Source organism: Mesorhizobium sp. B2-3-2 (genome assembly GCF_006442295.1).
Classification (GTDB): Bacteria; Pseudomonadota; Alphaproteobacteria; order Rhizobiales; family Rhizobiaceae; genus Mesorhizobium.
Genome location: NZ_VFWA01000002.1, coordinates 683,813 through 705,921, shown reverse-complemented (window position 1 = coordinate 705,921; position 22,109 = coordinate 683,813). Strand labels below are relative to the sequence as shown.

Sequence of the window (22,109 nt, the reverse complement as noted above, 5' to 3'; positions counted from 1 at the left end):
ACCGATTGTCTAACCGGGTTGTCTAACCTATGCTGGAAGCCTTGGAAAACAAGGCGACTGGTGGGCCCGGAGGGACTCGAACCCCCAACCAAGCGGTTATGAGCCGCCGGCTCTAACCATTGAGCTACAGGCCCCACGCGGGCTGGATTAATGTTTTTCGCATCGCGACACAAGGCTTTCCGGGACCGCTGGTCACGATCGTCCAAATCAGCCCATAATCGCGCCATAAGGAGCCGCGTGCGCCCCGCTGGGCGCGGATATGCTTACCCGAGGAGATTTTCATGACCAGACCTCTTTTGCCCCTCGCACTCGCCGCCGCCATCGCCTTTCCGGCGCTGGCAGCGGCCGCTGAGTCGCCGACACCGCCCCGTATCGTGGTGTCGGGCGAAGGGGCGGCGACTGTAGCGCCCGACCTAGCGGTCCTGACGCTCAGCGTCATGCGCGAAGCCAAGACGGCGCGCGCCGCACTGGATGCCAACAACGACGCCATGGCCGCCGTGATCGCCGCGATGAAGTCGGCCGGCATCAAGGACCGCGACCTTCAGACCGCGGGCATCCAGATCAATCCGCGCTATAACTACACAAACAAGCCCGACGGCGGCCAGGAGGCCGAATTGATTGCCTACCAGGTAACCAACACGCTGTCGGTGCGCGTGCGCGACGTCGACAAGACCGGTGAGATCCTCGACAAGGCGGTGTCGCTGGGGGTCAACCAGGGCGGCGGCATCGTCTTCACCAACGACAATCCGGCTGCCACCGTCACCGAAGCGCGCAAAAAGGCGGTGGCCGACGCCATGGCCAAGGCCAAGACGCTGGCGGAAGCGGCCGGCGTCAGCATAGGCCGGGTGATCGAAATCACTGACCAGAATATCGCGCCGCCACCGATGCCGATCAACGCCAAGGCCTTCGACGCGGCCGTCGGTGCGGCTCCGGTGCAGGCCGGCGAGAACGTCTACAATGTCCAGGTCACCGTTACCTTCGAACTGAAATAAGCGCCTTCGAGGGTCCATGGCCGAGCCCGGCCCTGAACCGTCCGCCGTGGTGCATGAAAAACCCCGCGGGATCGCTCCCGCGGGGTTTTGGAGCCGCATTCTTCCCGAAGGAAAACGGCTCCACTACTCCAGACCGACCTTCGCAGAAGGTCGTGTCTCCAGACTAACCCTAAGAGGACATGTCTCCAGACGGATCTTCGCAAAGGGTGGTGTCTGCCGACTGACCCCGCAGAGGATCATGCCGCTACCAACCCTCGCAGAAGGTTGCGCCTTAAGAGGCTCAGCGGTTGATGATCGGGCAACCACGCTCATTGGCGAACACGATGACGACGCGGTCGCCATACTGGCGGCCCATCACCTTGACCGTGCGGCGGCTGACGTCGACGATGCGGGCACGGTGCAGCCCCATGCGTTCGGCCTTATTCAGGGCCCAGTCGGGCGAACAGCCGCGGCGCCAGTCGCGGCGTTCATCGCGGCGGTGGCGATAGCCGTCATCGCCGGCATAGACGCCGAAGCGCGGATCGTTGTTGTTGCCGAAGCCCAGGTAAAGGCTGTCGGCATGGGCGGGAATGGCCGCCAGCGTGCCGAGGCCGACGAGTGCCGAAAGGGCTGCCGTTTTCACCGTGTTGAACATGGTCTTCTCTCCTTGTTGCGGGCTATCGCCCGTCCTCTTGAAATCTATGATGGGAGAATGCACCCGCCTGTCTGAACTATTTACGAACCCGCCGTTCATCGGCGGTTCATGTGGCGGAAAAAGGAAGCTTCTGCCGGTTTTCCAACGATGTGCCCCAAACGTCTCGCAGGTTCCTGGTTCCTGCTCGCGCTTGCGGACACCGGCCTTATGGCTCGTCATCCCGATGCGAGCTTATGGCTCGTCATCGAGCATATAGTCGAAATAATCGTCCGGCTCGGCCAGGTCCGTCTCGCTGGCCTTGACCCGGCCGCGCATCGACATGCCGGCCTCATGCACCGTCTCGGCACTGCCCGACACCAGCCGGTGCCACCAGTAGAGATCGCGCCCCTCCGCGACCAGCCGGTAGGCGCAGGTGCTGGGCAGCCAGCTGATGGTGCGTACATTTTGCGGCGTCAGCCCGACGCAATCGGGAACGCGTGCCAGCCGGTTGTGATAGTCAGAACAGCGGCACGTCTGCGCGTCGAACAGGCGGCAGCCGACACTGGTCCAGTAGATGTCGCCAGTATCCTCGTCCTCGAGCTTCGACAGGCAGCATTTGCCGCAGCCGTCGCAGAGCGATTCCCACTCGGCCGGGCTCATTGCTTCCAGCGTCTTTGTTTTCCAGAACGGCGTTTCCATCCCCGGCATGTGGCCCCAGCCGCTGCGAAGGTCAAGCAGGGCAAGGGCTGGAATGGGGCGGCGACCCCGTCGAAAGACATGAAGTTGCCTTCAAAAGGCCGGCCAATCGCCCCGTACGGTCCCTAACCATGAGCTGCCGGAACCAATTTCGTTAAAATCGGTTTCGGCAAGGATGGGACCCCACAAGGAGAAATTTCGATGAAACGCCAACCACGGATTCTGGCAGGCACGGCACTCGGCCTGCTGATGGCATCCGCGCCGTTGGGCGCATCCCCGCTTCAGGGAAGTGCCGCGTTCGGCCCCATGCGAGACAGCGCAATGCCGCTGGTCCTGGCCCAGGACACCCAGACTGACGCACAGCAGAGCGACCAGGAACTGCTACGCAAGAAGAAGCGCGATCAGCAACAACAGCAGACCGAACAGGCACCCGCACAGCAGGCCGCGCCAGCCGCCGAGGAACAACAGCCACGCAGGAAGAAGCGCGACCAGCAGCAGGTCGAGCAGGCGCCCGCCGGTGAAGCCGCGCCCGCCGTCGAGGAACAACAGCCGCGCAGGAAGAAGCGCGATCAGCAACAACAGACCGAACCGGCACCCGCACAGCAGCCCGCGCCAGCCGCCGAGGAACAACAGCCACGTAGGAAGAAGCGCGACCAGCAGCAGGTCGAGCAGGCGCCAGCCGGTGAAGCCGCGCCCGCCGTCGAGGAACAGCAGCCGCGCAGGAAAAAGCGCGACCAGCAACAGCAGACCGAGCAGGCGCCAGCCGGTGAGGCAGCACCCGCCACCGAGGAACAGCAACCGCGCAGGAAGAAGCGCGACCAGCAACAGCAGACCGAACAGGCACCGGCCGGTGAGGCGCCGGCGATCCAAACGGAACCTGCCAACGACAACCAGCGTAAGAAGCGCAAGCAGGACCAGCAGGCCGAGCCCAGCGCCGTGCCAACACCGAAGGAAGCACCTGCCGCCGAGGCACCCAAGACCGAACAGGCACCGTCAGGCGAGCGGCCGGCAGCCCAGGGCGAACAACCCCAGGACAAGCGGAAAAAGAACGGCAGGCAACCGGCCGGCGAGCAGCCGGCCAATGGCGAACAGGAGCAAACCGGCAGGCAGCCGGCAACGGGCGAGCAGCCGGCCACGGGTGAACAGCCCGCTACCGGCAAGGCCGCGCCTGTCCAGGGGCAAAACCCCGAGCAGGCCGAGACGCCCGCCGACAAGAACGCTGCCCCCATTCTCGACAGCCAGAAGGATGCCCGGCGCCGCGGCCGCGGCGAGAACGGCCAGGCCAGCAGGAACCCCGCCAACCAGAATGGCGAGCAGCAGAATGACGAGCAGCAGAATGGCGGGCAAAACGCCCAGCAGGGCAGTGCTCAGGGCCGCCAGCCCGCGGTCGCTCCCGTCGACCAGGGCCCGCCTCCGACCGACGATAGAGCTGCCCAGCAGGAGATCAAACCGGAAAAAATCGTTCCGGTCACCGAGGAGAAGGGCAAACGCCTCGAGCGCGCACCGGACGAGAACATCCGCGACCGCCGCCGCCCCAAGGGTGTCGACGTGCTCAAGGAGATCGGCGATCGCGTCATCATCCAGCTCAACGATCAGACATACGTTCAGAGCAGTGACCGGCCGCGCCTGACCCGCGGCGCCAGAGATGTCTACTATGAGGATCTGTCGCAGGGCCGCACGCGCGAAACGGTCGAGCGCGACAACGGCGTGCAGATCGTCACCATCCGCAACCGCTACGGCGACATCATCCAGCGGTCGCGTATCATGCCCGACGGCCATGAGTATGTGTTGAGCTATGTCGACGAACGAAGCTACGACGACGATAATGATTGGCGCGATCCGGGCGACGACCTGCCACCGATGCGGCTGACCATTCCGCGCCGGGACTACATCCTCGATTCCGAAGAGGTCGAAAGCCCTGACGACTACTACACCTTCCTCGAGCAGCCGCCGGTGGAGAAGGTGCAGCGCCTCTATTCGATCAACGAGGTCAAGCGTTCCGCACGGGTACGCGACATTGCCCGACGCATCGATCTTGATACGCTGAACTTCGAATTCGGCTCTTCCTCGATCTCCGATGCCGAGGTGCAGAAGCTTGAGGGTGTCGCCACGGCCATGGAGAAGCTGTTGAAGAAGAACCCGGCCGAGACCTTCCTGATCGAAGGCCACACCGACGCTGTCGGCACACCGGAGGCGAACCTCGCTCTGTCGGACCGCCGCGCCGAAGCGGTGGCCGAAGCGCTGACCAACGCCTTCGGCATACCGCCTGAAAACCTGACCACTCAGGGCTATGGCGAGGAATATCTGAAGGTCGACACCTCAGGCCCCAACCGCGAGAACCGGCGGGTCGCCATCCGCCGCATCACCTCGCTGGTGGCGCCGGTGGCGAGCAACAACTGACCATGGTCGGGAAAGCTGGAAACCGGCTTTCGGAAAAGATCATGATCCATCAAATGTCTGCATTTCCAGACGCTTGAGCGGGCTTCTGGAATCAGATCGGTAAAGGCCCATCCCGGCGAAACCGGGATGGGCGAGATCGCGAGCAACGGCCCAAGTTCAACAAGAATTGTCCTGGCGTCAGATCCCGCTCATTGAATCGCGGGGTAGCCTACCCCAGATTCAGGATCGGGCGTTCCCTGCCCCGTCCCGACTCCAGCGGGACGCATTGAGCCCCGCCGGCCCTCTCCGGCGGGGCTTTTTGCCCAGAGCAGCTCCAGGAAGTCTGGAACCGAGTTCCATCCGGAATTGCGCCTCGAGACATCTTTTAGAAAGCCGTCCTGATCTTCGTGGCGGAATTGGCAAACACCTCGTCCGGGACAAAAAAATCGCCGGCCAGCGGCCCGGCCGCACCCGGCGCATAGACCGAAAAATCGCTGATCCCCTCGGCGCGCAGCACTTCCTCGTCGATGTAGAAATTGCCGGTCGCCTCGCGCGATGGCCGCATGAAGATGGCATGCGCGGCATCGGCCATGATGTCCGGGGAACGGCTCATCGCGGCCACCGTCGCGCCGCCCAGGAGATTGCGCACGGCCGCGGTATCGATGGTCGAGATCGGCCACAGCGAATTGACCGCGATGCCGTCTTTGGCGAACTCCGCGCTCATGCCCAGCGTGCACATGGACATGCCGAACTTGGCCATTGTGTAGGCGACATGGTTCTTGAACCACTTGGCCTTCATGTCGAGCGGCGGCGCCAGATTCAAGATATGAGGATTCCCGGCCAACTTCAGGTGCGGAATGCACATTTTGGAAACGAGAAACGTGCCGCGCGTGTTGATCTGGTGCATCAGGTCGTAACGCTTCATGTCGGTTTCCAGCGTGCCGGTGAGCTGGATGGCGCTGGCATTGTTGACGCAGATATCGATGCCGCCGAATTTTTCGACCGTCTTGGACACCGCTTCGGCCACTTGCGCCTCCTCGCGAATGTCGCACAGGACCGGCAGCGCCCTGCCGCCGGCTTGCTCGATCTCTTCAGCGGCGGTGTAGATCGTGCCCGGCAGCTTCGGATGTGGCTCAGCGGTCTTGGCCGCGATCGTCACATTGGCTCCGTCGCGCGCGGCGCGCAAAGCGATCGCCAGCCCGATGCCGCGCGATCCGCCGGAGATGAACAGCGTCTTTCCCTTGAGCGACATTTTTCCTCCGCTTGCATTGTCTCGCAGCGCGATCCTTGCCTGTGGCGGTCCCGGATACAAGAGCTTGCGGCAGCGGACGATGATGACGCTGCGGACGCTAGTGCGAGTTGATCGGAAAACGGTTGGATTGGCAGACTGGCGCGCTAACCCGCACGGCGTCCCTGAAAGCCATGCTGATCGATATCAGACCAGCACCAGCCCCTGCCGCATCGCAATGGCGATGGCGTCCGTCCGGTTAGCGGCGCCGAGCTTGATCAGGATCGCGGCAACATGGAACTTCGCCGTGTGAACGGAAATGTCGAGCCGGCGCGCGATCACCTTGTTGGGCGCGCCCTCGGCCAGAAGCGCCAGCACTTCCGCTTCTCGCGGCGACAGCGCCGGGCGGGCGGCATGCTCGTCGGGATGCTCGTCGCCGAAAAGGCCCTCACCGCCAATATCGCCGTCGTGGAAATCGTCGCGGCGGCCAGGAACGGATCCGCTGTCGCCAAAGACGCGGTAGCCGGCCGCCGCCAGCCTGGCGGCGGCCGCAATCAGCATTGCATCCGCCGCCGTCGGCAGCACGGCGAACACCTGCCCCTGCGGCCGTGCCAGGCCGGCCTGCGAAGACAACAGCACCCGCGCGGTCGCGGCGGGAACGGCGTCGCCCTTCCCTGTTCCCGCACCCGTGGACCCGACAGTGTCGTCGACGATGGCGACGTCGGCCGCTTCGCTGCTGCCCGGCGTCACCGGCAGCAGATCGTCGGTCGCGGCAAGCGACGCGGACAGGCGCTCGGCGCGCGCGGCGTCACCGAGCGCGATCAGCACGACCAGCTGCCGCTCGCCGGTGCCACTTCCCGTCATCTCGCCTGCCGCGATCGCGTCCATTAATCCTCTCAGCTGAGCGGCTTTTCGCCGATCGTCAGCGCCACGTCTCGCTGTTCTCCGCCGCGCACGACGCCGAGCGTAACCGAAGCACCGGCGCTGTCGGGCCCGAGCCTGCGGATCAACTCGCGCGGGCCGCTCACCGCCTCGCCGTTCCACGCGACGATGATGTCGCCGAGGGAAAGGCCGGCGGCCTTGGCCGGACCGTTTTCGTCAAGGCTCATGACGATGGCGCCGCGAGCCTCACCGTCGCGGATCGGATGCAGACCGGCGCCGAGATAGCCGCGGGCGACATGGCCTTTCTCTCGCAGCGTGGCGACCGCCCGCTCGATCGTCTCGTAAGGCATGACCAGCGCGCGGCCGCGCGGCCCGAACAACAACATGCCGATCAGCGCGCCCTTGGCATCGAGCACCGGGCCGCCCTCGAAACGGCCGCCGGCGCCCACCGCCAGGTTGATGCGCCGGTCGATGGTGCCGCCGCGCATCGAGCGCCAGGCCGGGCCGACTTCGCCGACCGAGCCTGAAACCGCCAGCGCCGAACCCCGGCTGTTACCGATGGCGACGGCAATATTGCCGGGCCGCACCGCATCCGCCCTGGCCAACAGCGCGGCATTGACGGCACCGGTCGGCTTGAGCAGGGCGACGCCAGTCGAGGGATCGCGGCCGACAAGATCGGCCTTCACCGTCTCGCCCGAAGCCAGCGTCAGCTCGATCTCCTCGCCGGCCTCGACGGCTTCCTCGGCGGCAACGAAGTAACCGTCTCGCCAATGGAAAGCGCTCGCTGTGCGATGATGGTGCGTGGTGAAGCTCGCGGTCGCTGGTGCCGCCTTGGCCGCCAGATCGGCGATGGCTTCCGAAAAGGCACTTAGATTGAATTCGCTCATAACGGTCTCCTGGGTTCATCCATGCCCCAGATATCGCGCGGCAGCGCGCTTGGAGATACTCGCCTGACGGCTAGTCGGCCGGGTGACTGGCCATCTGGTCAGGTCGCGGCGGATGAAGCCGCTCCGCACATATAGTCATCGTTGCGCCTGAAAACATGGAGCCCGCCAATGGCCGTCGCTGCCGCCAAATTCCAATCCGACGACACGCTGCTTGACGCCTATTCGACGACGGTCGCCGACGCTGTCGACCGCATAGGCCCGGCCGTCTGCCGCATCGAGCGTATCGGTGGTCAGGGCGGGCATGGTTCGGGCTTCGTCATTGCGCATGACGGGCTCGTCGTCACCAACTTCCACGTCGTCGGCGATGCCAGAACGGTGCGCGTGTCGATGCCTGACGGCGCCTCCAGCGAAGGCCGCGTGCTCGGCCGCGATCCCGATACCGACATCGCGCTGGTGCGTGCCGACGGCAGCTTTGCCGATGTCGCGCCGCTGGGCGATTCCAAGCGCCTGCGGCGCGGCCAGATCGCCATAGCCATCGGCAACCCGCTCGGCTTCGAATGGACCGTCACCTCGGGCGTCGTCTCGGCGCTCGGCCGCTCGATGCGCGCTTCCACCGGGCGGCTGATCGACGATGTCATCCAGACCGACGCCGCGCTCAACCCCGGCAATTCCGGCGGACCGCTGGTGTCCTCGGCGGGCGAGGTGATCGGCGTCAACACCGCCATGATCCATGGCGCGCAAGGCATTGCCTTTGCCGTCGCCTCCAACACCGCCAATTTCGTCATTTCGGAGATCATCCGTTTCGGCCGCGTCCGCCGCGCCTTCATCGGGGTGTCGGCCGACACTGTCAACCTGCCCCGTCGCGCGGCCCTTCTGTCACAAGTATCGAGCAAGACGGCGGTTCGGCTGCGCAGCGTCGAGAAGGAAGGCCCTGCGGCCAGGGCCGGCCTCCGGGAAGGCGATATCGTCGCCGCGATAGACGGCCGACCGGTCACCGGCGTCGACGACCTCGTGCGTTTGCTCGACGCCGAGCGGATCGGCCGCGAGACGCGGTGCACGGTCGTGCGCCGCACCGGTGTCAGCCAGGTGACGGTGATGCCAGTGGCAAGGGCTGGTTGAGGATTGCTACTCAGGCGCTCGCTGCACCTTGCGCATACTGCGCCAGGAATTCCTCGCTCGGCGGGATCGGCTTGATGACATCGATCAGGACGCCGTTGGGGTCCCTGGTGATGAAATGGCGCTGGCCGAAAGGCTCGTCGCGCAGGGACCTAAGGATGGGCAGGCCGGCGGCTGTGATCCGCTCGTAGACCGCATCGGGATCACGGACTTCGAAGTTGATCAGCAGGCCCGAGCTCCGACCCCTTCCCTCTTCCGGGATCGTCTCATGGTCGCCTTGCACGATGCCGAGATTGACGCGCTTGCTCTCCACCGATTGCAGATGCACGTACCAGTCGCTCGTAAACAGCGGCCGGAAGCCGAAATGCTCGACATAGAACGCCGCTGTGCCGGCAACGTCCCCGGTCATCAGCACCGGATAATAGCTGGTCGTCTTCATCTTTCCTTCTCCCGTCAAGCAACATACAGTCTGCATGTAAATTGAATTAACATACAGGCTGCATGTATGCAACAGAGATCAGCGCGCCGTTCCAACCGTGACCGCACCGAGGCGACACGAGCCGATCTGATCGCCGCCGCGCGAAAACTGTTCATCGAAAAATCCTACGCCGAGACCGGCACGCCGGAAATCGTCGCCGCAGCCGGCGTGACGCGGGGGGCGCTCTACCACCACTTCTCCGACAAGCAGGCGCTGTTTGGCGCCGTCGTCGAGCAGGAGGCAGAGGCGGTGGCGCGGGAGATCGAAGGCGCCGCGCCGCCTTCGCCCAATGCCCGCGACGCGCTCATTGCCGGCTCCGACGCCTATCTTGCCGCCATGCGCGCGCCCGGCCGCACGCGGCTTCTGCTGCTCGACGGCCCGGCCGTGCTCGGCCGCGCCGAAATGGACGCCATCGACAACCGCCACGGCAACCGTTCGTTGCGCGAGGGGCTGGTCGCGGCGATGCGCGCGCGGACGATGAAGAAGCTTCCGGCCGAAGCCACGACCGCCTTGCTCGCCGCCGCCTTCGACCGCGCGGCGCTTGCCATCGAGGCGGGTGGTTCGGCAGAAGACTACCGTGCCGTGCTCATGGCGCTGATCGATGGGTTGTCCCGCGCCTGACCCGAGGCTCTCGCCTGATATAACCGCCGAGCAAAAGTTTGAATCAAAATTCCGCGTTGGAATTTTCCGGCTCTTCATCCGGCACTTCGCCCGGCTCGAACTCGTTGAAGCAGCCGAGCTGACGCTTGAACTGCTCGATAAGCCAGGCCGCCGCCGGCTTCGGGCTGCGGTCGGCGCGGTGCATGGCATAGAGCGGCGAGCGCACCTCGCTGAACGGTTCCAGGTCGAGTTCCACCAGCCGGCCGCTGGCCAGATCATCGGCGATCAGCCAGCGCGGCAGCCCGCCCCAGCCCAGCCCGTCGCGCATCAGCGTGTGCTTGGTGCGCACATCCGTCAGCCGCCATGTGCGATACGCGAAGACACCATAGTCGCGCCCCTTGGTGCGCTCGGACTGGTCGGTGACGACAAGCTGCGTGTGTTCGCGCGCATCCTCGATCGCCACCGGTTTGGGTAGCAGCGCCAGCGGGTGGCTGGGCGCGGCAGCCAGCACTATCGACATGAAGCCTATGCGCACCAGGTGGACGTCGACATCGCCCAGCAGGCCGCCGATGCCGAGATCGGCCTGGCCACCGACAACATGGTCGGGGATAAGGCCGAGCGTGCCGATATGCAGACGCAGCATCACGGTCGGAAACTGCGCCTCGAACGCCTTGAGCACCCGCACCAGCACGGGTGAAGGCAACGCTGCATCGACCGACAGTGCCACTTCGGCCTCCAGCCCGTGATGATGGCCGTCGACGCGCGAGCGGATACGCTGCAGCACGCCGACCATCCGCCGCGCATCTTCCAGCATCGCGCGGCCGATCTCGGTCAGTTGGGGCTCCCGCGTGCCCTCGCGCTCGAACAGCTTCAGCCCGAGTTGCGCCTCGAGATTGGCGATGCCGTAGCTGATGACGGATTGCGCCCGGTTGAGCTTGCGGCCGGCGGCGGAAAAACTTCCGGTGTCGGCAACGGCCACGAGGATCTGAAGCTGGTCGAGTGTCGGGTTAGGCTGCATCATTGTATCTAATTCATGGATGGATCGTATAGAAAATATACCAGTTTATCTGATGGGTCGAAAGCCCATATGTAGCGGGACAACGCAATTCCACTGGAGAGACCCGCCATGTCCATTCTTCTCGTCACGTCGAGCCCGCGCGGCGCTGCCTCGCACTCGACCCGTATCGCCACCGAACTCGCTCAGAAGCTGCTCGCCGCCGATCCGACGAACACGCTTGTCGTGCGCGACCTCGTCGCCAACCCGCTGCCGCATATCGACACCGATTATGCGACCGGCATCTACACGCCGGCCGAATCCCGCACGCCGCGCCAGGCCGAAGTGGTCGGCGTCTCCGACGCAGTGCTGGACGAACTGTTCGCCGCCGACACGGTGATCCTGGCCACCGGCTTCATCAACTTCAACATCTCCTCGACGCTGAAGTCCTGGGTCGACCATGTCGCCCGTTCCGGCAAAACCTTTGCTTACGGCGAGAGCGGCCCGAAAGGCCTCGTCACCGGCAAGAAGGTCTATATTGTGCTCGCTTCCGGCGGCATCTATTCGGAAGGCGCTGCCGTCCAGTTCGATCACGCGATTCCTTACCTGCGCAGCGTGCTCGGCTTCATCGGCATGACCGACGTCGACGTCATCCGCATCGAGGGCGTCGCCAAAGGTCCTGAGGCGGTCACCGAAGCACTCGCCAAGGCGACCGCCAAGGTCGATGCCGTGGTGGCTGCGAGCCGGGACGTCGCGGCTGCGGCCTGAAGTACCCGTCCTCATCGCTATCAAAGGCAGGCGTCCGCGCCTGCCTTTTTCGTCTAGCCGACAAGATGTCTGAGCAGGCCCGCAGCGCCCACGCCGATCAACACGGTGGGCAGCATGGAAAGCCGGGTCGCGGCGACGAAGGTGACAGCCAAAGCCAGCAGATCAGCCGGGTTTTTCGACACGAAGGCCGGCGCGATGACAGAGATCAGTACGCAACCGGGCGCCGCCTCCATCACTGCGGTCGCACGCGCGCTGAGCACGCGGTTGCGCAGCACGACATAGCCGCCGATCCGGGTGAGATAGGTGACGCCTGCCATCAGCACCACGGCGAGAAGGGTTGTCATGTCGATCATGCATCACCTGCCGTCAGCCAGGCAGCAAGCAGCCCCGACAGCGCGCCCGCCGCGACATACCAGGCGCCGGGAACGAAAAGGTAGGTCAGCGCCGCGATGATGAGGCTGACCAGCCACGGTCGTGCCGCGGCAATGCTTTTCCACATGCCGCGCAGCAGCACCAGGAAGACGGCCGCGAAGGCCATGTCGAAGCCGTAGGTCTCGGCGTCGCCAAGCACCGGGCCGAGCAAAGCGCCAGTCGTGGTGAACGCCACCCAGGTCAAGTACATCGCCAGTGCCGCGCCCATGTAGTAGCGCGGACTGAAGGCCGGCGTGACGCCGTCGGCGGCGCGCCGTTTGGCGTCGGCCAGACCCAGCGCCCAACTTTCATCGCACATGAAGAACAGCGCCGGAAACACCCTGCGCCGCGGCAGGTCGCGCAGGAAAGGCGCCAGTGCCGCCCCCATCAAGAGATGGCGGCTGTTGACCAGGAAGGTGATGGCGACGATGAGCAGGATGTGCGGCGGCGACGTCCATAGCTGGATCGCCGCGAATTCCGAACCGCCGGCGAAGTTCAGGCCAGTCAGCAGCGACAGTTCGACGGTGCTCAGTCCCTTCTGCGTGGCCTGCGCGCCGAGCACCAGCGCATAGGGGATGGTGCCGAGCAGCACCGGCGCGCAGGAAGCCACGCCGCGCCGGAACTCCGATCCCGAACCCCCGTCAGCCGCCGATGTCGCCTCTGCAATGCTCATGGTTCTTCCCTGGGCGCCTCGCGGCCGCCTCTGCCGGTTCCGATGTCGGTGATGTCTGCGCCAACCATAGCCATTTGGTCCCGCAATTTGGTTGCGAAGATTGTTGTGTTTCATCATGTTTTGGCATCTGATGTCAGAAATAAGCGAAGAAATGGAATTGAGAGCCATGAAGCTGGATGAGATCGACAGGCGGATCCTACGGGCGCTGCAGCGGGACGGGCGTATGGCCAACAATGAGCTGGCCATCGAAGTCGGACTGTCGCCGTCGCCCTGCCTGCGCCGCGTCAAGCTCCTGGAGGAGGCCGGCGTCATCGACCGCTACGTCGCCGTGCTCAACCCGGCCAGCATCGGCAAGGGCCTGACGTTCTTCACCCGCATCTGGCTGAAGGCGCAGGACGAGGACACGATCGAGCATTTCGCCACCGAGGTCGCCAAGCTGCCGCAGGTGATGGAATGCTATCTGATGCTGGGCGACTGCGACGCCATGGTGCGCGTGGTGGCGGCCGGCATCGACGACTACCGTCGCTTCCAGTCGGAGCATCTCAGCCGCATCAAGGGCGTGCAGAACGTCAAGACCGATGTTCCCAGCCAGACCATCAAATACACATCGGAACTGCCGATCTAGGCGCCGGGAAACGGTGTCATCTCGGACTGGATAAAAAATGCAACCGGATTGTAGGATCGGAGCCGGCGCGGGCGTCCTTCGGACGCAAGCGGCAGGCCAAGCCAGGCCGTGCCGCACAACAAATGCCTTACGGCATGGGAGAAAACCATGAACCTTTCCTATCGTTGGGTCATCGTCGCGGCCGGCGCGCTGATGTCTTGTGTCGCCATCGGCACGATGTTTTCGCTGGCGATCTTTCTCGAGCCGATGGCGCTCGACACCGGCTGGTCGCGTGCCGGCATATCGAGCGCCATGACGCTCAATTTCCTGGTCATGGGCCTTGGCGGCTTCGCCTGGGGCGCGCTGTCGGACCGCTTCGGCGCCCGCATCGTCGTCACGATCGGCGCGGTGCTGCTCGGCCTGGCGCTGGTGCTGGCCAGCCGCGCCGGCTCGCTTGTCACCTTCCAGATAACCTTTGGCGTGCTCGTCGGGCTCGCGGCCAGCGCCTTCTTCGCGCCGATGATCGCATTGACGACCGCCTGGTTCGACACCAACCGCGGCCTTGCCGTGTCGCTGGTCTCGGCCGGCATGGGCGTCGCGCCGATGACGATCTCGCCCTTCGCCCGCTGGCTGATCTCAGCCTATGAATGGCGCACCGCCATGTTCGACATCGGCATCATGGCCTGGGTGCTGCTCCTGCCGGCGGTGCTTCTGGTGCGCCAGCCGCCAAAGCCGGCCGCAACCGGCGCGGCCGCCGCACCGGTTGCCGAGGGCGCCGGTATGAGCGTCGGCCAGGCGCTGCGCTCGCCGCAATTCATCGTGCTGGGGCTGACCTTCTTCGCCTGCTGCGCGGCGCATTCGGGGCCGATTTTCCACATGGTCAGCTACGCCATGCTGTGCGGCGTGGCGCCCATGGCCGCCGTCTCGATCTACAGCGTCGAGGGCCTTGCCGGGCTTGGCGGGCGTCTGCTCTATGGCGTGCTCGCCGACAGGCTGGGCGTCAAGCCGGTGCTGATCGCCGGATTGGTGATCCAGGCCGTGGTGATCGCCGCCTATCTCTCGATCAGCCAGCTCGACCAGTTCTACATGCTGGCCGTCATCTTCGGCGCCACCTATGGCGGCGTCATGCCGCTCTACGCGGTGCTGGCGCGCGAATATTTTGGCCAGCGCATCCTGGGCACCGTGTTCGGCGCCGCCACCATGCTGTCCAGCCTCGGCATGGCGCTCGGCCCGCTCGCCGGCGGCATGGTGTTCGACGCCTACGCCAACTACCATTGGCTGTTCATCGGTTCGGCCCTCATCGGGCTCGGTGCAGCCGGCATCGCCATCGCCTTCCCGCCACTGCCGCGCAGAACGTTGCAGCCGGCATAGCGGGAACAAACGAAAGGGCCGGCCCATATCTGGACCGGCCCTCGGCTCTCTGGAATTCTTGAGCCGTTCGTCGGCGGCCTACCCGAACATCCGCTCGCCCTGCTCGTCGACGAGCTGGATGCCCTTCTTGATCGAGATGTCGACGGCGTCGTCCAACCCGGCAAAGCGGTCGGCGCGGATGAATCTATGTTCCTTCAGGACGCCGTCGACGTCCTTGGAGACGACGCCGCAGGTCTGGTACTGGCCATCGGCCTTGTAGGGCGTGGCACTGATCGTGAAACCCTTGTGCTCCACCTGCTTGGCCGGTGCGGCGCTCTTGGGCTCGGCCGCTTCATCGCCGCCACCACCGCCGAAAAGACGCTTCAGAAAAGACATCGGGCTTCCTCCACACCATTCATCCTGCACCACATAATGCAGCGCGGGATGATTTTCACTATCGGTCCTTGCCTGTACGGGCAAGAGATGTGTCCGGCTGGACCGGAGACCAGCTATTTGCGCGACAGCGCTTCCAAAGCCGCGGCGGCGTCTTCGAGGATGCTCATCGCCTCGGCCTGCTTGTCCGCCGGCGCATCGACGATGTCGCTCAGCGCGGCGCGCAGCCGGTGGCGCAGCGCACGGAATTCATCGCGCTTCTCCGAACGGCCGCCTCGGCCGCCGCGCCGATCCTCGCCCTCGTCGTTCCAGCCGAACCAGTCGCGCGCCTTGGCCATCTTGCGGCCGAACCGCTCGAGATGGTCGAGCACGCCGTCGATCATCTCGCGGTTGTCGGCAAGATGCTCCTGCCCGGCCTCGGTGATCGAAAACACCTTCTTGTTGCCTTCGCTCGAGGACACGGCATAGCCTGCCTCTTCCAGGAAGGTCAGCGTCGGGTAGACCACGCCCGGGCTCGGGCTGTAGATGCCGCTGGTGCGCTCCTCCAAGGCCTTGATGATGTCATAGCCGTGCCGCGGCGCCTCGGCCAGCAGCGACAGCGTGATCAGCTTGAGGTCGCCGTCGGCCAGCATGCGCCCGGCGCGGAACATGTCGCCCGGGCCGCCGCGTCCGCCGCCCCTGCCGTGGCCGAACGGGCCAAAGCCGCCGCCCCCTCTGCCGCCAAATTTTCCGGCCATGTGCATGAAAACGCGCTCGGCGCGATCGCCAAAATGATTATGTCTGTGCATTGACTGCTCCTTGAGTTCTATCTTACGATATATCTTAATTAGGAGTGCTCAATCGAGGAGTCAAGATATATCTTACGATGTATCTAACTGGAAGCAGCATCTGTCGGCCTCAACCAGGCGGGCAGCGCTCGAACTATGCCTTCGTCATGATTGGAGCAGCCCGCGCTACCAGCGGCCGCTGCGCCGGTTCCATGCATAGAGCAGGTCGGCAAAGCGGTCGTAGCCGAAGCGAGCGAGCGGCAGCGTGACGGCGTTGCCGAACAGCTTTGCCAGCCAGCCCTCGCCCGGCGTTACCCGCCAGACCGCTACTGCAACATCGGCGCCGACCAGCAGCCTGCCCTGAGCATCCGTTGCGTGCAGCCGGCGGCGGATGTCTTCCAGCGAAGCGCCGAATCCGGCCAGTGCTTCGGGCTCATGATTGATGTCGCGAAATTCGATCCGTCCGGCCTTGACCGCCTCGATCAGCCGCCGCTTCTGCCTGCCAATGCCGGCATTGCAGACCGGGCAACGCGTGTTGTACCAGACGGTCAGCAAAGGCCCGGACCTCGAAACAGAAGTATAACCTGAACTATCCGGAAAATGCCGCCGCCCCGCAATATGCCGGCTTAACGGCTGTCCGTCGAAGACGGTCAGGAAGCTCGCCGCCAAGCGGGCGTCGTCAAGACGGCGCCCTGCCCGTCGGCCTGCGTGGCGGCTATCCAAGCGAGGAGATGATCTCGCGGTAAGCAAGTTCCGGAAAAGCCTTCAATGTCCTTGTCTTGACGTTGCCGCCCGTGGCCAGCATCAGCGCGAAACGCGCCAGCACCGCATCATCGGGCGCTTCGACAACTGCCACCATGTCGTATTCGCCCATGGTCAGGTAGAACGACTTGAATGATCCTCCCATCTCGCCCAACTGCGTCCTGGCGGCGTCGAGGCGCTTTGGCGAGTCGCGCACATTTTTGGCGCCCTGCTCGGTCCAGTTGATAAGTATGATGTAAGTCGTCATGGCACACCTCCTCCGGGGCCACGGAGCACGGTGCTCAGGCCATGGAAATGTCGACATGGCCTCGACCGGGGCAGGCTTCCCGGGTTGTCGCCCAGAAAAATGCATCCGACACGAAATTATCCTCCCCAAGGGCAAATGCCGCAAGCCGCCCCAAGAAAAAGGGCGCCACGATGGGCGCCCTTTTCTCCAATACCGATTGGCAAGTCTCAGCTGTCGAGGAAGCTGCGCAGCTTGCGCGAGCGGCTCGGGTGCTTGAGCTTGCGCAATGCCTTGGCTTCGATCTGGCGGATACGCTCGCGGGTGACCGAGAACTGCTGGCCGACCTCCTCGAGCGTATGGTCGGTGTTCATGCCGATGCCGAAGCGCATGCGCAGCACTCGCTCCTCGCGCGGCGTCAGCGAGGCGAGCACGCGCGTGGTGGTCTCGCGCAGATTGGCCTGGATCGCCGCGTCGATCGGCAGGATCGCCATCTTGTCCTCGATGAAGTCGCCCAGATGCGAATCCTCCTCGTCGCCGACCGGCGTTTCGAGCGAGATCGGCTCCTTGGCGATCTTCAGCACCTTGCGCACTTTTTCGAGCGGCATTGCGAGCTTCTCGGCCAATTCCTCCGGCGTCGGCTCGCGGCCGATCTCGTGCAGCATCTGGCGCGAGGTGCGCACGATCTTGTTGATCGTCTCGATCATGTGCACCGGAATGCGGATGGTGCGCGCCTGGTCGGCGATCGAACGCGTGATCGCCTGCCGGATCCACCATGTCGCGTAGGTCGAGAACTTGTAGCCGCGGCGATACTCGAATTTGTCGACGGCCTTCATCAGGCCGATATTGCCTTCCTGGATCAGGTCGAGGAACTGCAGGCCACGATTGGTGTATTTCTTGGCGATGGAGATGACGAGGCGCAGATTGGCCTCGACCATTTCCTTCTTGGCGATAGCCGCTTCGCGCTCGCCCTTCTGCACCTGGTTGACGATCTTGCGGAATTCCAGGATCGAGATGGCCGTTTCCGTGGCCAGATTCTGGATCTCGGCGCGCAGATCCCTGATCGCGTCCTTCTCGTTCTTGGTGAACTCCTTCCAGCCGCGCGAGGTCAGATTGGCGATCGAGCGCGTCCAGTTCGGGTCGAGTTCGGAGCCCTGATATTCCTTCAGGAACTCCTCGCGGCGCACGCCATAGCTTTCGGCGAGACGCAAAAGCTTGCCCTCGTTCTGCACCAGGCGCTTGTTGATGTCGTAGAGCTGCTCGACCAGCGCCTCGATGCGCGCCGTGTTGAGCGACAGCGACTTTACCGCCTTGATGAGCTGGTCCTTCAGCTCCTTCAAGCGGCGGTCCTGGCTGGGCGACAGCGTGCCGGCCGCGGCCAGCCGGTTCTCGACCTGCTGATCCTGCAGCTTGCGCAGCTTCTTGTAGGTGTCGGCGATGACGTCGAGCGTTTCCATGACCTGCGGGCGCAGCTCGGCTTCCATTGCCGCCAGCGACAGGCTGGCCTCGTCCTCGTCCTCCTCGTCATCATCCCCGATGCCGCGCGTGTCGGCGCCGACATTGGTGATGTCGTCTTCATCGTCGCGCCCGCGGCGCGGCTTTTCCTCGACCTTGGGCGCTTCCTCGACGCGCTCCACCACCGGCGCCTGCTTGGCCTCGGGGCCGGCATAGGTGGCTTCGAGGTCGATGATCTCGCGCAGCAGGATCTTGGATTCGTTGAGCTCGTCGCGCCAGATGATAATGGCCTGGAAGGTCAGCGGGCTTTCGCACAAGCCCGCGATCATCGTCTCGCGGCCGGCCTCGATGCGCTTGGCGATGGCGATTTCGCCCTCGCGCGACAACAACTCGACCGAACCCATTTCGCGCAGGTACATGCGGACCGGATCGTCGGTGCGGTCGGTCGGCTCTTTCTTCGTGGTTGTGGCGGCAACGGCGGTGCCGGTCTGCTCGGCCAGCTCGTTGGCGTCTTCCTCGGCATCCGCCGCGGTGTCGCCGGCCTCGGCCTCTTCGCCCTGCTCGTCGTCCTCTACGACGTTGATGCCCATGTCGGACAGCATCGCCATCGTGTCCTCGATCTGCTCGGAGGTCACTTCCTCGGAGGGCAGCACCGAATTCAGCTCGTCCATGGTGACATAGCCGCGCTTCTTGGCGGCCTTGATCATCTTCTTGACAGCATCATCGGAAAGGTCGAGCAGAGGGCCATCGGTGGCGCCTTCGCGTTCGGTCTCGACCTCTTCCTTTTCCTTTGTCGCCATAGTCTTTATCTTCTCCTAGCGGCCCGACATCGAGGCCGCGCAAGCTGTCGGACCGGTCAAATCGGCTGGGCTCGCTTTTGCAACGCGCTTCACCGGGCCAATAACTGCATCATCTCTTTGTTGGTGCCCTGTCGTCGCCCAAAACCGGTTTCCATTTTTGGGCGACATGCATTAAGTCCAGATTAACCCTGATATCTGTGGCAGGCTGGCTGCCTGTCCAGTGACCAAGACCTCACATCGCTGCTTTTCCCGTCGACGCGGGTGCGGGTTAACGTTTCGAATCGTCCTGATTCCGCCATTCTGCCGGAAGGTCAAGCGCCTCTCGCATGATTCGCATGAAAAAAGCGAATCAATTACCCGACTTAGCGCGGTCCGGCTCTAGAAGATCCATGACCACGCCGTCATTCCTGCACTTGCTGGCACGACCCCGTCCCAACCCTCGGGCCGGAATGAGCTCCGCCTTTCTTCTGCTGGAGCATGATCGTTCCCGAAACCAGGTCCCGCTTTCGGAACCATGCTTCAGGCCCGACCAGCCCTGCCCGACGAAACACCGAAGCCTTCGATCAGCGCTTCCGTCGCTTGTACATCCCGAAATTGCGCTTGAATTTCGATCAGATGGCGGAAATTCTCGTCCGAAGGATCCGCATCCATCGCCGCTTCCGCCTGTTTCAGCTCCTTATGTAAGGTGCGCGCGCTGCGCTGCAAGTGCAGCGCCTGGTTCAGAGCGTCGCGGGCATCCTCGAGCGCTGCCGTCTCCAGCGCCGGCCACTGCCGCGCCCGCCTGATCAGGCCGACGGCACGCTCCCAGATCTCGGCGCAGCCGGCGCGCTCGATCGTCGCCACCACGGCGTGGCGGTCATTGGCCATGTCATGCGCCATCGCGTCGAGGATGGCGCCGTGCAGCCGCCTCAACTCGGAGTTGGCGAGATCGAGGAACTCGACATGGGCGAAATTCTCGTCGATCAGCGCCGGGTGGTTGACCAGTGCCACGATGATCGTCGCTTCGCGCACCGGCATTCCTTCGTTGCCGCGCTTGACCAGTGCCGACTGGCCGAGGCTTTCCGTGATGGCGATGCGACCACCGCCGGCCTTAGCGAATTGTCCGCCGGGAGCGGGCGCCTTGCCCTGCCCCGGTTTCCAGTCCGGACGACCTTGCCGCGTTCCGCGCTGAGAACCGAAGAAGCTCAGCACGCGCTCGCGCATCTCCTGCTGGTAGTGATATCGCAGGCTTTCATCACGGATGCGGCTGGTCAGTTCGCGCAGCCGCTTCTCCAGTTCGGCCCGCCGCTCCGGCGTGTCGAAGACGCCGCCCGCCGTTTCGCGCATCCATAACAGATCGGCAAGAGGACGCGCTTCCGCCAGCACGGCGCGGAAGGCGTCCGGCCCCTCCGCCTTGACCAGGTCGTCTGGATCCTTGCCTTCCGGCAGCAGCGCGAAGCGCGCCGTGCGCCCGGCCTGGACTACGGGCAGCACCATGTCGGCGGCCCGCCATGCCGCCTTCAGCCCAGCCTTGTCGCCGTCGAAGCACAGCACCGGCTCGGCGGCCATACGCCACAACAGTTCGAGTTGGTTTTCGGTAAGCGCCGTGCCGAGTGGCGCCACGACATTTTCGAAGCCGGCCTGCGCCAATGCGATGACATCCATATAGCCTTCGACAGCGATGACCGTGCCGCCCTTGGCCAGCGCTTTTCGCGCGCGGGCGAAATTGTACAGCACGTTGCTCTTGTGGAAGAGCTCGGTATCGGGCGAGTTCATGTATTTGGCGAGCGCATCCGGCGTCAGCGCTCGCCCACCGAAAGCGATGATCTTGCCGCGCGAATCCGGAATCGGGAACATGATGCGGTCGCGGAACCAGTCATAGGAGACCGGAATGTCGTCGCCATGGCGCACCAGCCCACAGGCCTCGATGTCGGCCTTCGGCACGCCCTTTGCGGCCAGATGCTCCTTCAGCGCATTGCGGCTGTCGGGCGCATAGCCCAGCCGGAACGCATGCTGCGTCGCGGGCGTCAGTCCGCGGTCGCGCAGATACGCACGGGCTTTGGCGCCCTCCGCGCCCTGTAGCCGCTCCTGGAAAAAGGCAGTCGCCATTTCCATCACGTCGGTGAGGCTGGCGCGTTCCTTCTCGCGCCGCTCCTCCTGCACGTCGCGAACCGGCATCGGCACGCCGGCCATGTCCGCGATCTTCTCGACCGCCTCGGGAAAGCTCAGTCCGTCAAGCTCGGTCAGGAACTTGAAGTGATCGCCCGAGACCGAGCAGCCGAAACAATGATAGCGGCCCTTCTTGTCCTCGCAATGGAAGGACGGGCTCTTCTCGCCATGGAACGGGCAGCAGGCCCAATAATCGCCGCGCGACGCATTGGTCTTCTTGCGATCCCAGGCGACGCGCTGGCCGATGACCTGCGAAATCGGCACGCGGTCGCGTATCTCGTCGAGGAAGGCGGGCGGAAAGCGCATCGGGGAACTCGTTTATCCCCCATATAATCATGCCCGCGAAGTCCGGCGACCCCTAATGCTGACGATGCCCGGTTTCCACAGGGCAAAAGGAAAGGCGGCCGTTGCGGGCCGCCCTTCCTCCAGTCTGGCACTATCGGGACATTACTGCGCGGCAATGGCGCCAAAGATGATGCCGGAGAGGGCGCCGACCAGCACATAGTCGTTGCCGACGCGGATCCATTCCTGGCCACGGCCGGGACGATGCAGGCCGTAGCGACCATAATCGCGGACCGGCTGGTGCTGCCGCCAGCCGGAATATTTCTGGCCATTGCGCCAGTTGTTCCGCTTCACGACGACCTTCTTTTGAATGATGCGCTTCTGGATAACGCGCTTCTGGATGACGCGTTTCCTGACATCCCGGTTGGTGGGCTTCTGCCAGTCGACGTTGGTGTAATTCGACTGCGGCGCGACCGGCGCATTGAGCGGCGCGGCCTGGCCCGTCAGGGACGTAGCGGCGAGCATCGAGAATGCAAGACCGGAAAGAACAATGCGTTTCATGAAGGAATCTCCTTGGTTGTCGATGCCGCAGAAATAGCCGTCGAAGA

The 22,109-nt window shown here is 64.2% G+C and carries 23 protein-coding genes and 1 tRNA gene; 7 read left to right on the top strand and 17 right to left on the bottom strand.

The annotated features are described in order from the left end of the window. Nucleotides 1-58 precede the first annotated feature (58 nt). Nucleotides 59-134: transfer RNA gene (locus FJ964_RS08715), tRNA-Ile, on the bottom strand. A 147-nt stretch (nucleotides 135-281) separates the two neighbouring features. Between FJ964_RS08715 and FJ964_RS08710 the strand changes: the two genes are divergently transcribed. Then, nucleotides 282-992 (top strand): SIMPL domain-containing protein, encoded by a 711-nt coding sequence (locus tag FJ964_RS08710; protein WP_140549984.1) that lies wholly within the window; start codon nucleotides 282-284, stop codon nucleotides 990-992. A gap of 280 nt (nucleotides 993-1,272) precedes the next feature. Here FJ964_RS08710 and FJ964_RS08705 read toward each other — a convergent pair whose 3' ends face one another. Continuing rightward, nucleotides 1,273-1,626, bottom strand: a complete 354-nt coding sequence (locus FJ964_RS08705; protein WP_140549983.1) for a hypothetical protein — start codon at nucleotides 1,624-1,626, stop codon at nucleotides 1,273-1,275. Nucleotides 1,627-1,857: 231 nt separating this feature from the next. Next, nucleotides 1,858-2,304 (bottom strand): YcgN family cysteine cluster protein, encoded by a 447-nt coding sequence (locus FJ964_RS08700; RefSeq protein ID WP_140550023.1) that lies wholly within the window; start codon nucleotides 2,302-2,304, stop codon nucleotides 1,858-1,860. A gap of 198 nt (nucleotides 2,305-2,502) precedes the next feature. On the opposite strand from FJ964_RS08700, the gene FJ964_RS08695 reads away from it, so the two are divergent. Beyond that, nucleotides 2,503-4,701 (top strand): OmpA family protein, encoded by a 2,199-nt coding sequence (locus FJ964_RS08695; protein WP_140549982.1) that lies wholly within the window; start codon nucleotides 2,503-2,505, stop codon nucleotides 4,699-4,701. A 364-nt stretch (nucleotides 4,702-5,065) separates the two neighbouring features. Here the strand turns inward: FJ964_RS08695 and FJ964_RS08690 are convergent, their stop codons facing one another. The 3 genes from FJ964_RS08690 to FJ964_RS08680 form a co-directional block, all read right to left on the bottom strand. After that, the gene (locus FJ964_RS08690) at nucleotides 5,066-5,932 is read right to left on the bottom strand and encodes an NAD(P)-dependent oxidoreductase (protein WP_140549981.1); all 867 of its coding nucleotides are present in this window, start codon (nucleotides 5,930-5,932) and stop codon (nucleotides 5,066-5,068) included. 183 nt (nucleotides 5,933-6,115) lie between these two features. Then, nucleotides 6,116-6,796 (bottom strand): helix-turn-helix transcriptional regulator, encoded by a 681-nt coding sequence (locus FJ964_RS08685; RefSeq protein ID WP_140549980.1) that lies wholly within the window; start codon nucleotides 6,794-6,796, stop codon nucleotides 6,116-6,118. Between the two features lie 8 nt (nucleotides 6,797-6,804). Next, the gene (locus tag FJ964_RS08680; protein WP_140549979.1) at nucleotides 6,805-7,677 is read right to left on the bottom strand and encodes a S1C family serine protease; all 873 of its coding nucleotides are present in this window, start codon (nucleotides 7,675-7,677) and stop codon (nucleotides 6,805-6,807) included. A 168-nt stretch (nucleotides 7,678-7,845) separates the two neighbouring features. Here FJ964_RS08680 and FJ964_RS08675 point away from each other — a divergent pair, with 168 nt between their 5' ends. After that, entirely contained in the window at nucleotides 7,846-8,796 is a 951-nt protein-coding gene (locus FJ964_RS08675; protein ID WP_140549978.1) for a trypsin-like peptidase domain-containing protein, read from the top strand. 10 nt (nucleotides 8,797-8,806) lie between these two features. Here FJ964_RS08675 and FJ964_RS08670 read toward each other — a convergent pair whose 3' ends face one another. Next, on the bottom strand, nucleotides 8,807-9,232 hold the full coding sequence (locus tag FJ964_RS08670) for a VOC family protein (RefSeq protein ID WP_140549977.1): 426 nt from the start codon (nucleotides 9,230-9,232) through the stop codon (nucleotides 8,807-8,809). A 66-nt stretch (nucleotides 9,233-9,298) separates the two neighbouring features. Here FJ964_RS08670 and FJ964_RS08665 point away from each other — a divergent pair, with 66 nt between their 5' ends. Continuing rightward, nucleotides 9,299-9,892: a TetR/AcrR family transcriptional regulator gene (locus FJ964_RS08665; RefSeq protein WP_140549976.1), complete on the top strand. Its 594-nt coding sequence runs from the start codon at nucleotides 9,299-9,301 to the stop codon at nucleotides 9,890-9,892. A 43-nt stretch (nucleotides 9,893-9,935) separates the two neighbouring features. Here FJ964_RS08665 and FJ964_RS08660 read toward each other — a convergent pair whose 3' ends face one another. Beyond that, the gene (locus FJ964_RS08660; RefSeq protein WP_140550022.1) at nucleotides 9,936-10,889 is read right to left on the bottom strand and encodes a LysR family transcriptional regulator; all 954 of its coding nucleotides are present in this window, start codon (nucleotides 10,887-10,889) and stop codon (nucleotides 9,936-9,938) included. 108 nt (nucleotides 10,890-10,997) lie between these two features. Here FJ964_RS08660 and FJ964_RS08655 point away from each other — a divergent pair, with 108 nt between their 5' ends. Beyond that, a complete protein-coding gene (locus tag FJ964_RS08655; protein WP_140549975.1) occupies nucleotides 10,998-11,633 on the top strand; it encodes an FMN-dependent NADH-azoreductase in 636 nt (211 codons plus the stop codon). A 53-nt stretch (nucleotides 11,634-11,686) separates the two neighbouring features. Here the strand turns inward: FJ964_RS08655 and FJ964_RS08650 are convergent, their stop codons facing one another. Continuing rightward, complete coding sequence (locus tag FJ964_RS08650; RefSeq protein WP_140549974.1) at nucleotides 11,687-11,986, bottom strand: AzlD family protein; 300 nt, start codon at nucleotides 11,984-11,986, stop codon at nucleotides 11,687-11,689. Beyond that, entirely contained in the window at nucleotides 11,983-12,717 is a 735-nt protein-coding gene (locus FJ964_RS08645; protein ID WP_140549973.1) for an AzlC family ABC transporter permease, read from the bottom strand. The genes FJ964_RS08650 and FJ964_RS08645 overlap by 4 nt, the downstream gene beginning before the upstream one ends. Nucleotides 12,718-12,883: 166 nt before the next feature. On the opposite strand from FJ964_RS08645, the gene FJ964_RS08640 reads away from it, so the two are divergent. Next, nucleotides 12,884-13,342 (top strand): Lrp/AsnC family transcriptional regulator, encoded by a 459-nt coding sequence (locus tag FJ964_RS08640; protein WP_140549972.1) that lies wholly within the window; start codon nucleotides 12,884-12,886, stop codon nucleotides 13,340-13,342. Between the two features lie 147 nt (nucleotides 13,343-13,489). Next, entirely contained in the window at nucleotides 13,490-14,692 is a 1,203-nt protein-coding gene (locus FJ964_RS08635; protein ID WP_140549971.1) for an MFS transporter, read from the top strand. A gap of 78 nt (nucleotides 14,693-14,770) precedes the next feature. On the opposite strand, the gene FJ964_RS08630 is transcribed toward FJ964_RS08635, so the two are convergent. The 7 genes from FJ964_RS08630 to FJ964_RS08600 all read right to left on the bottom strand — a co-directional run bounded on the left by FJ964_RS08630 (nucleotide 14,771) and on the right by FJ964_RS08600 (nucleotide 22,062). Beyond that, nucleotides 14,771-15,067 (bottom strand): HlyU family transcriptional regulator, encoded by a 297-nt coding sequence (locus FJ964_RS08630; RefSeq protein WP_140549970.1) that lies wholly within the window; start codon nucleotides 15,065-15,067, stop codon nucleotides 14,771-14,773. A 113-nt stretch (nucleotides 15,068-15,180) separates the two neighbouring features. Continuing rightward, complete coding sequence (locus FJ964_RS08625) at nucleotides 15,181-15,852, bottom strand: PadR family transcriptional regulator (RefSeq protein ID WP_140549969.1); 672 nt, start codon at nucleotides 15,850-15,852, stop codon at nucleotides 15,181-15,183. 165 nt (nucleotides 15,853-16,017) lie between these two features. Then, nucleotides 16,018-16,386, bottom strand: a complete 369-nt coding sequence (locus FJ964_RS08620) for a DCC1-like thiol-disulfide oxidoreductase family protein (RefSeq protein ID WP_140549968.1) — start codon at nucleotides 16,384-16,386, stop codon at nucleotides 16,018-16,020. Nucleotides 16,387-16,546: 160 nt separating this feature from the next. After that, on the bottom strand, nucleotides 16,547-16,840 hold the full coding sequence (locus tag FJ964_RS08615) for a GYD domain-containing protein (RefSeq protein WP_140549967.1): 294 nt from the start codon (nucleotides 16,838-16,840) through the stop codon (nucleotides 16,547-16,549). Nucleotides 16,841-17,046: 206 nt separating this feature from the next. Next, complete coding sequence (gene rpoD / locus FJ964_RS08610; protein WP_140495911.1) at nucleotides 17,047-19,071, bottom strand: RNA polymerase sigma factor RpoD; 2,025 nt, start codon at nucleotides 19,069-19,071, stop codon at nucleotides 17,047-17,049. A 519-nt stretch (nucleotides 19,072-19,590) separates the two neighbouring features. Further along, nucleotides 19,591-21,525 (bottom strand): DNA primase, encoded by a 1,935-nt coding sequence (dnaG, locus tag FJ964_RS08605; RefSeq protein WP_140549966.1) that lies wholly within the window; start codon nucleotides 21,523-21,525, stop codon nucleotides 19,591-19,593. 141 nt (nucleotides 21,526-21,666) lie between these two features. Then, nucleotides 21,667-22,062, bottom strand: a complete 396-nt coding sequence (locus FJ964_RS08600; protein WP_140495913.1) for an RcnB family protein — start codon at nucleotides 22,060-22,062, stop codon at nucleotides 21,667-21,669. Between the last annotated feature and the right edge of the window lie 47 nt (nucleotides 22,063-22,109).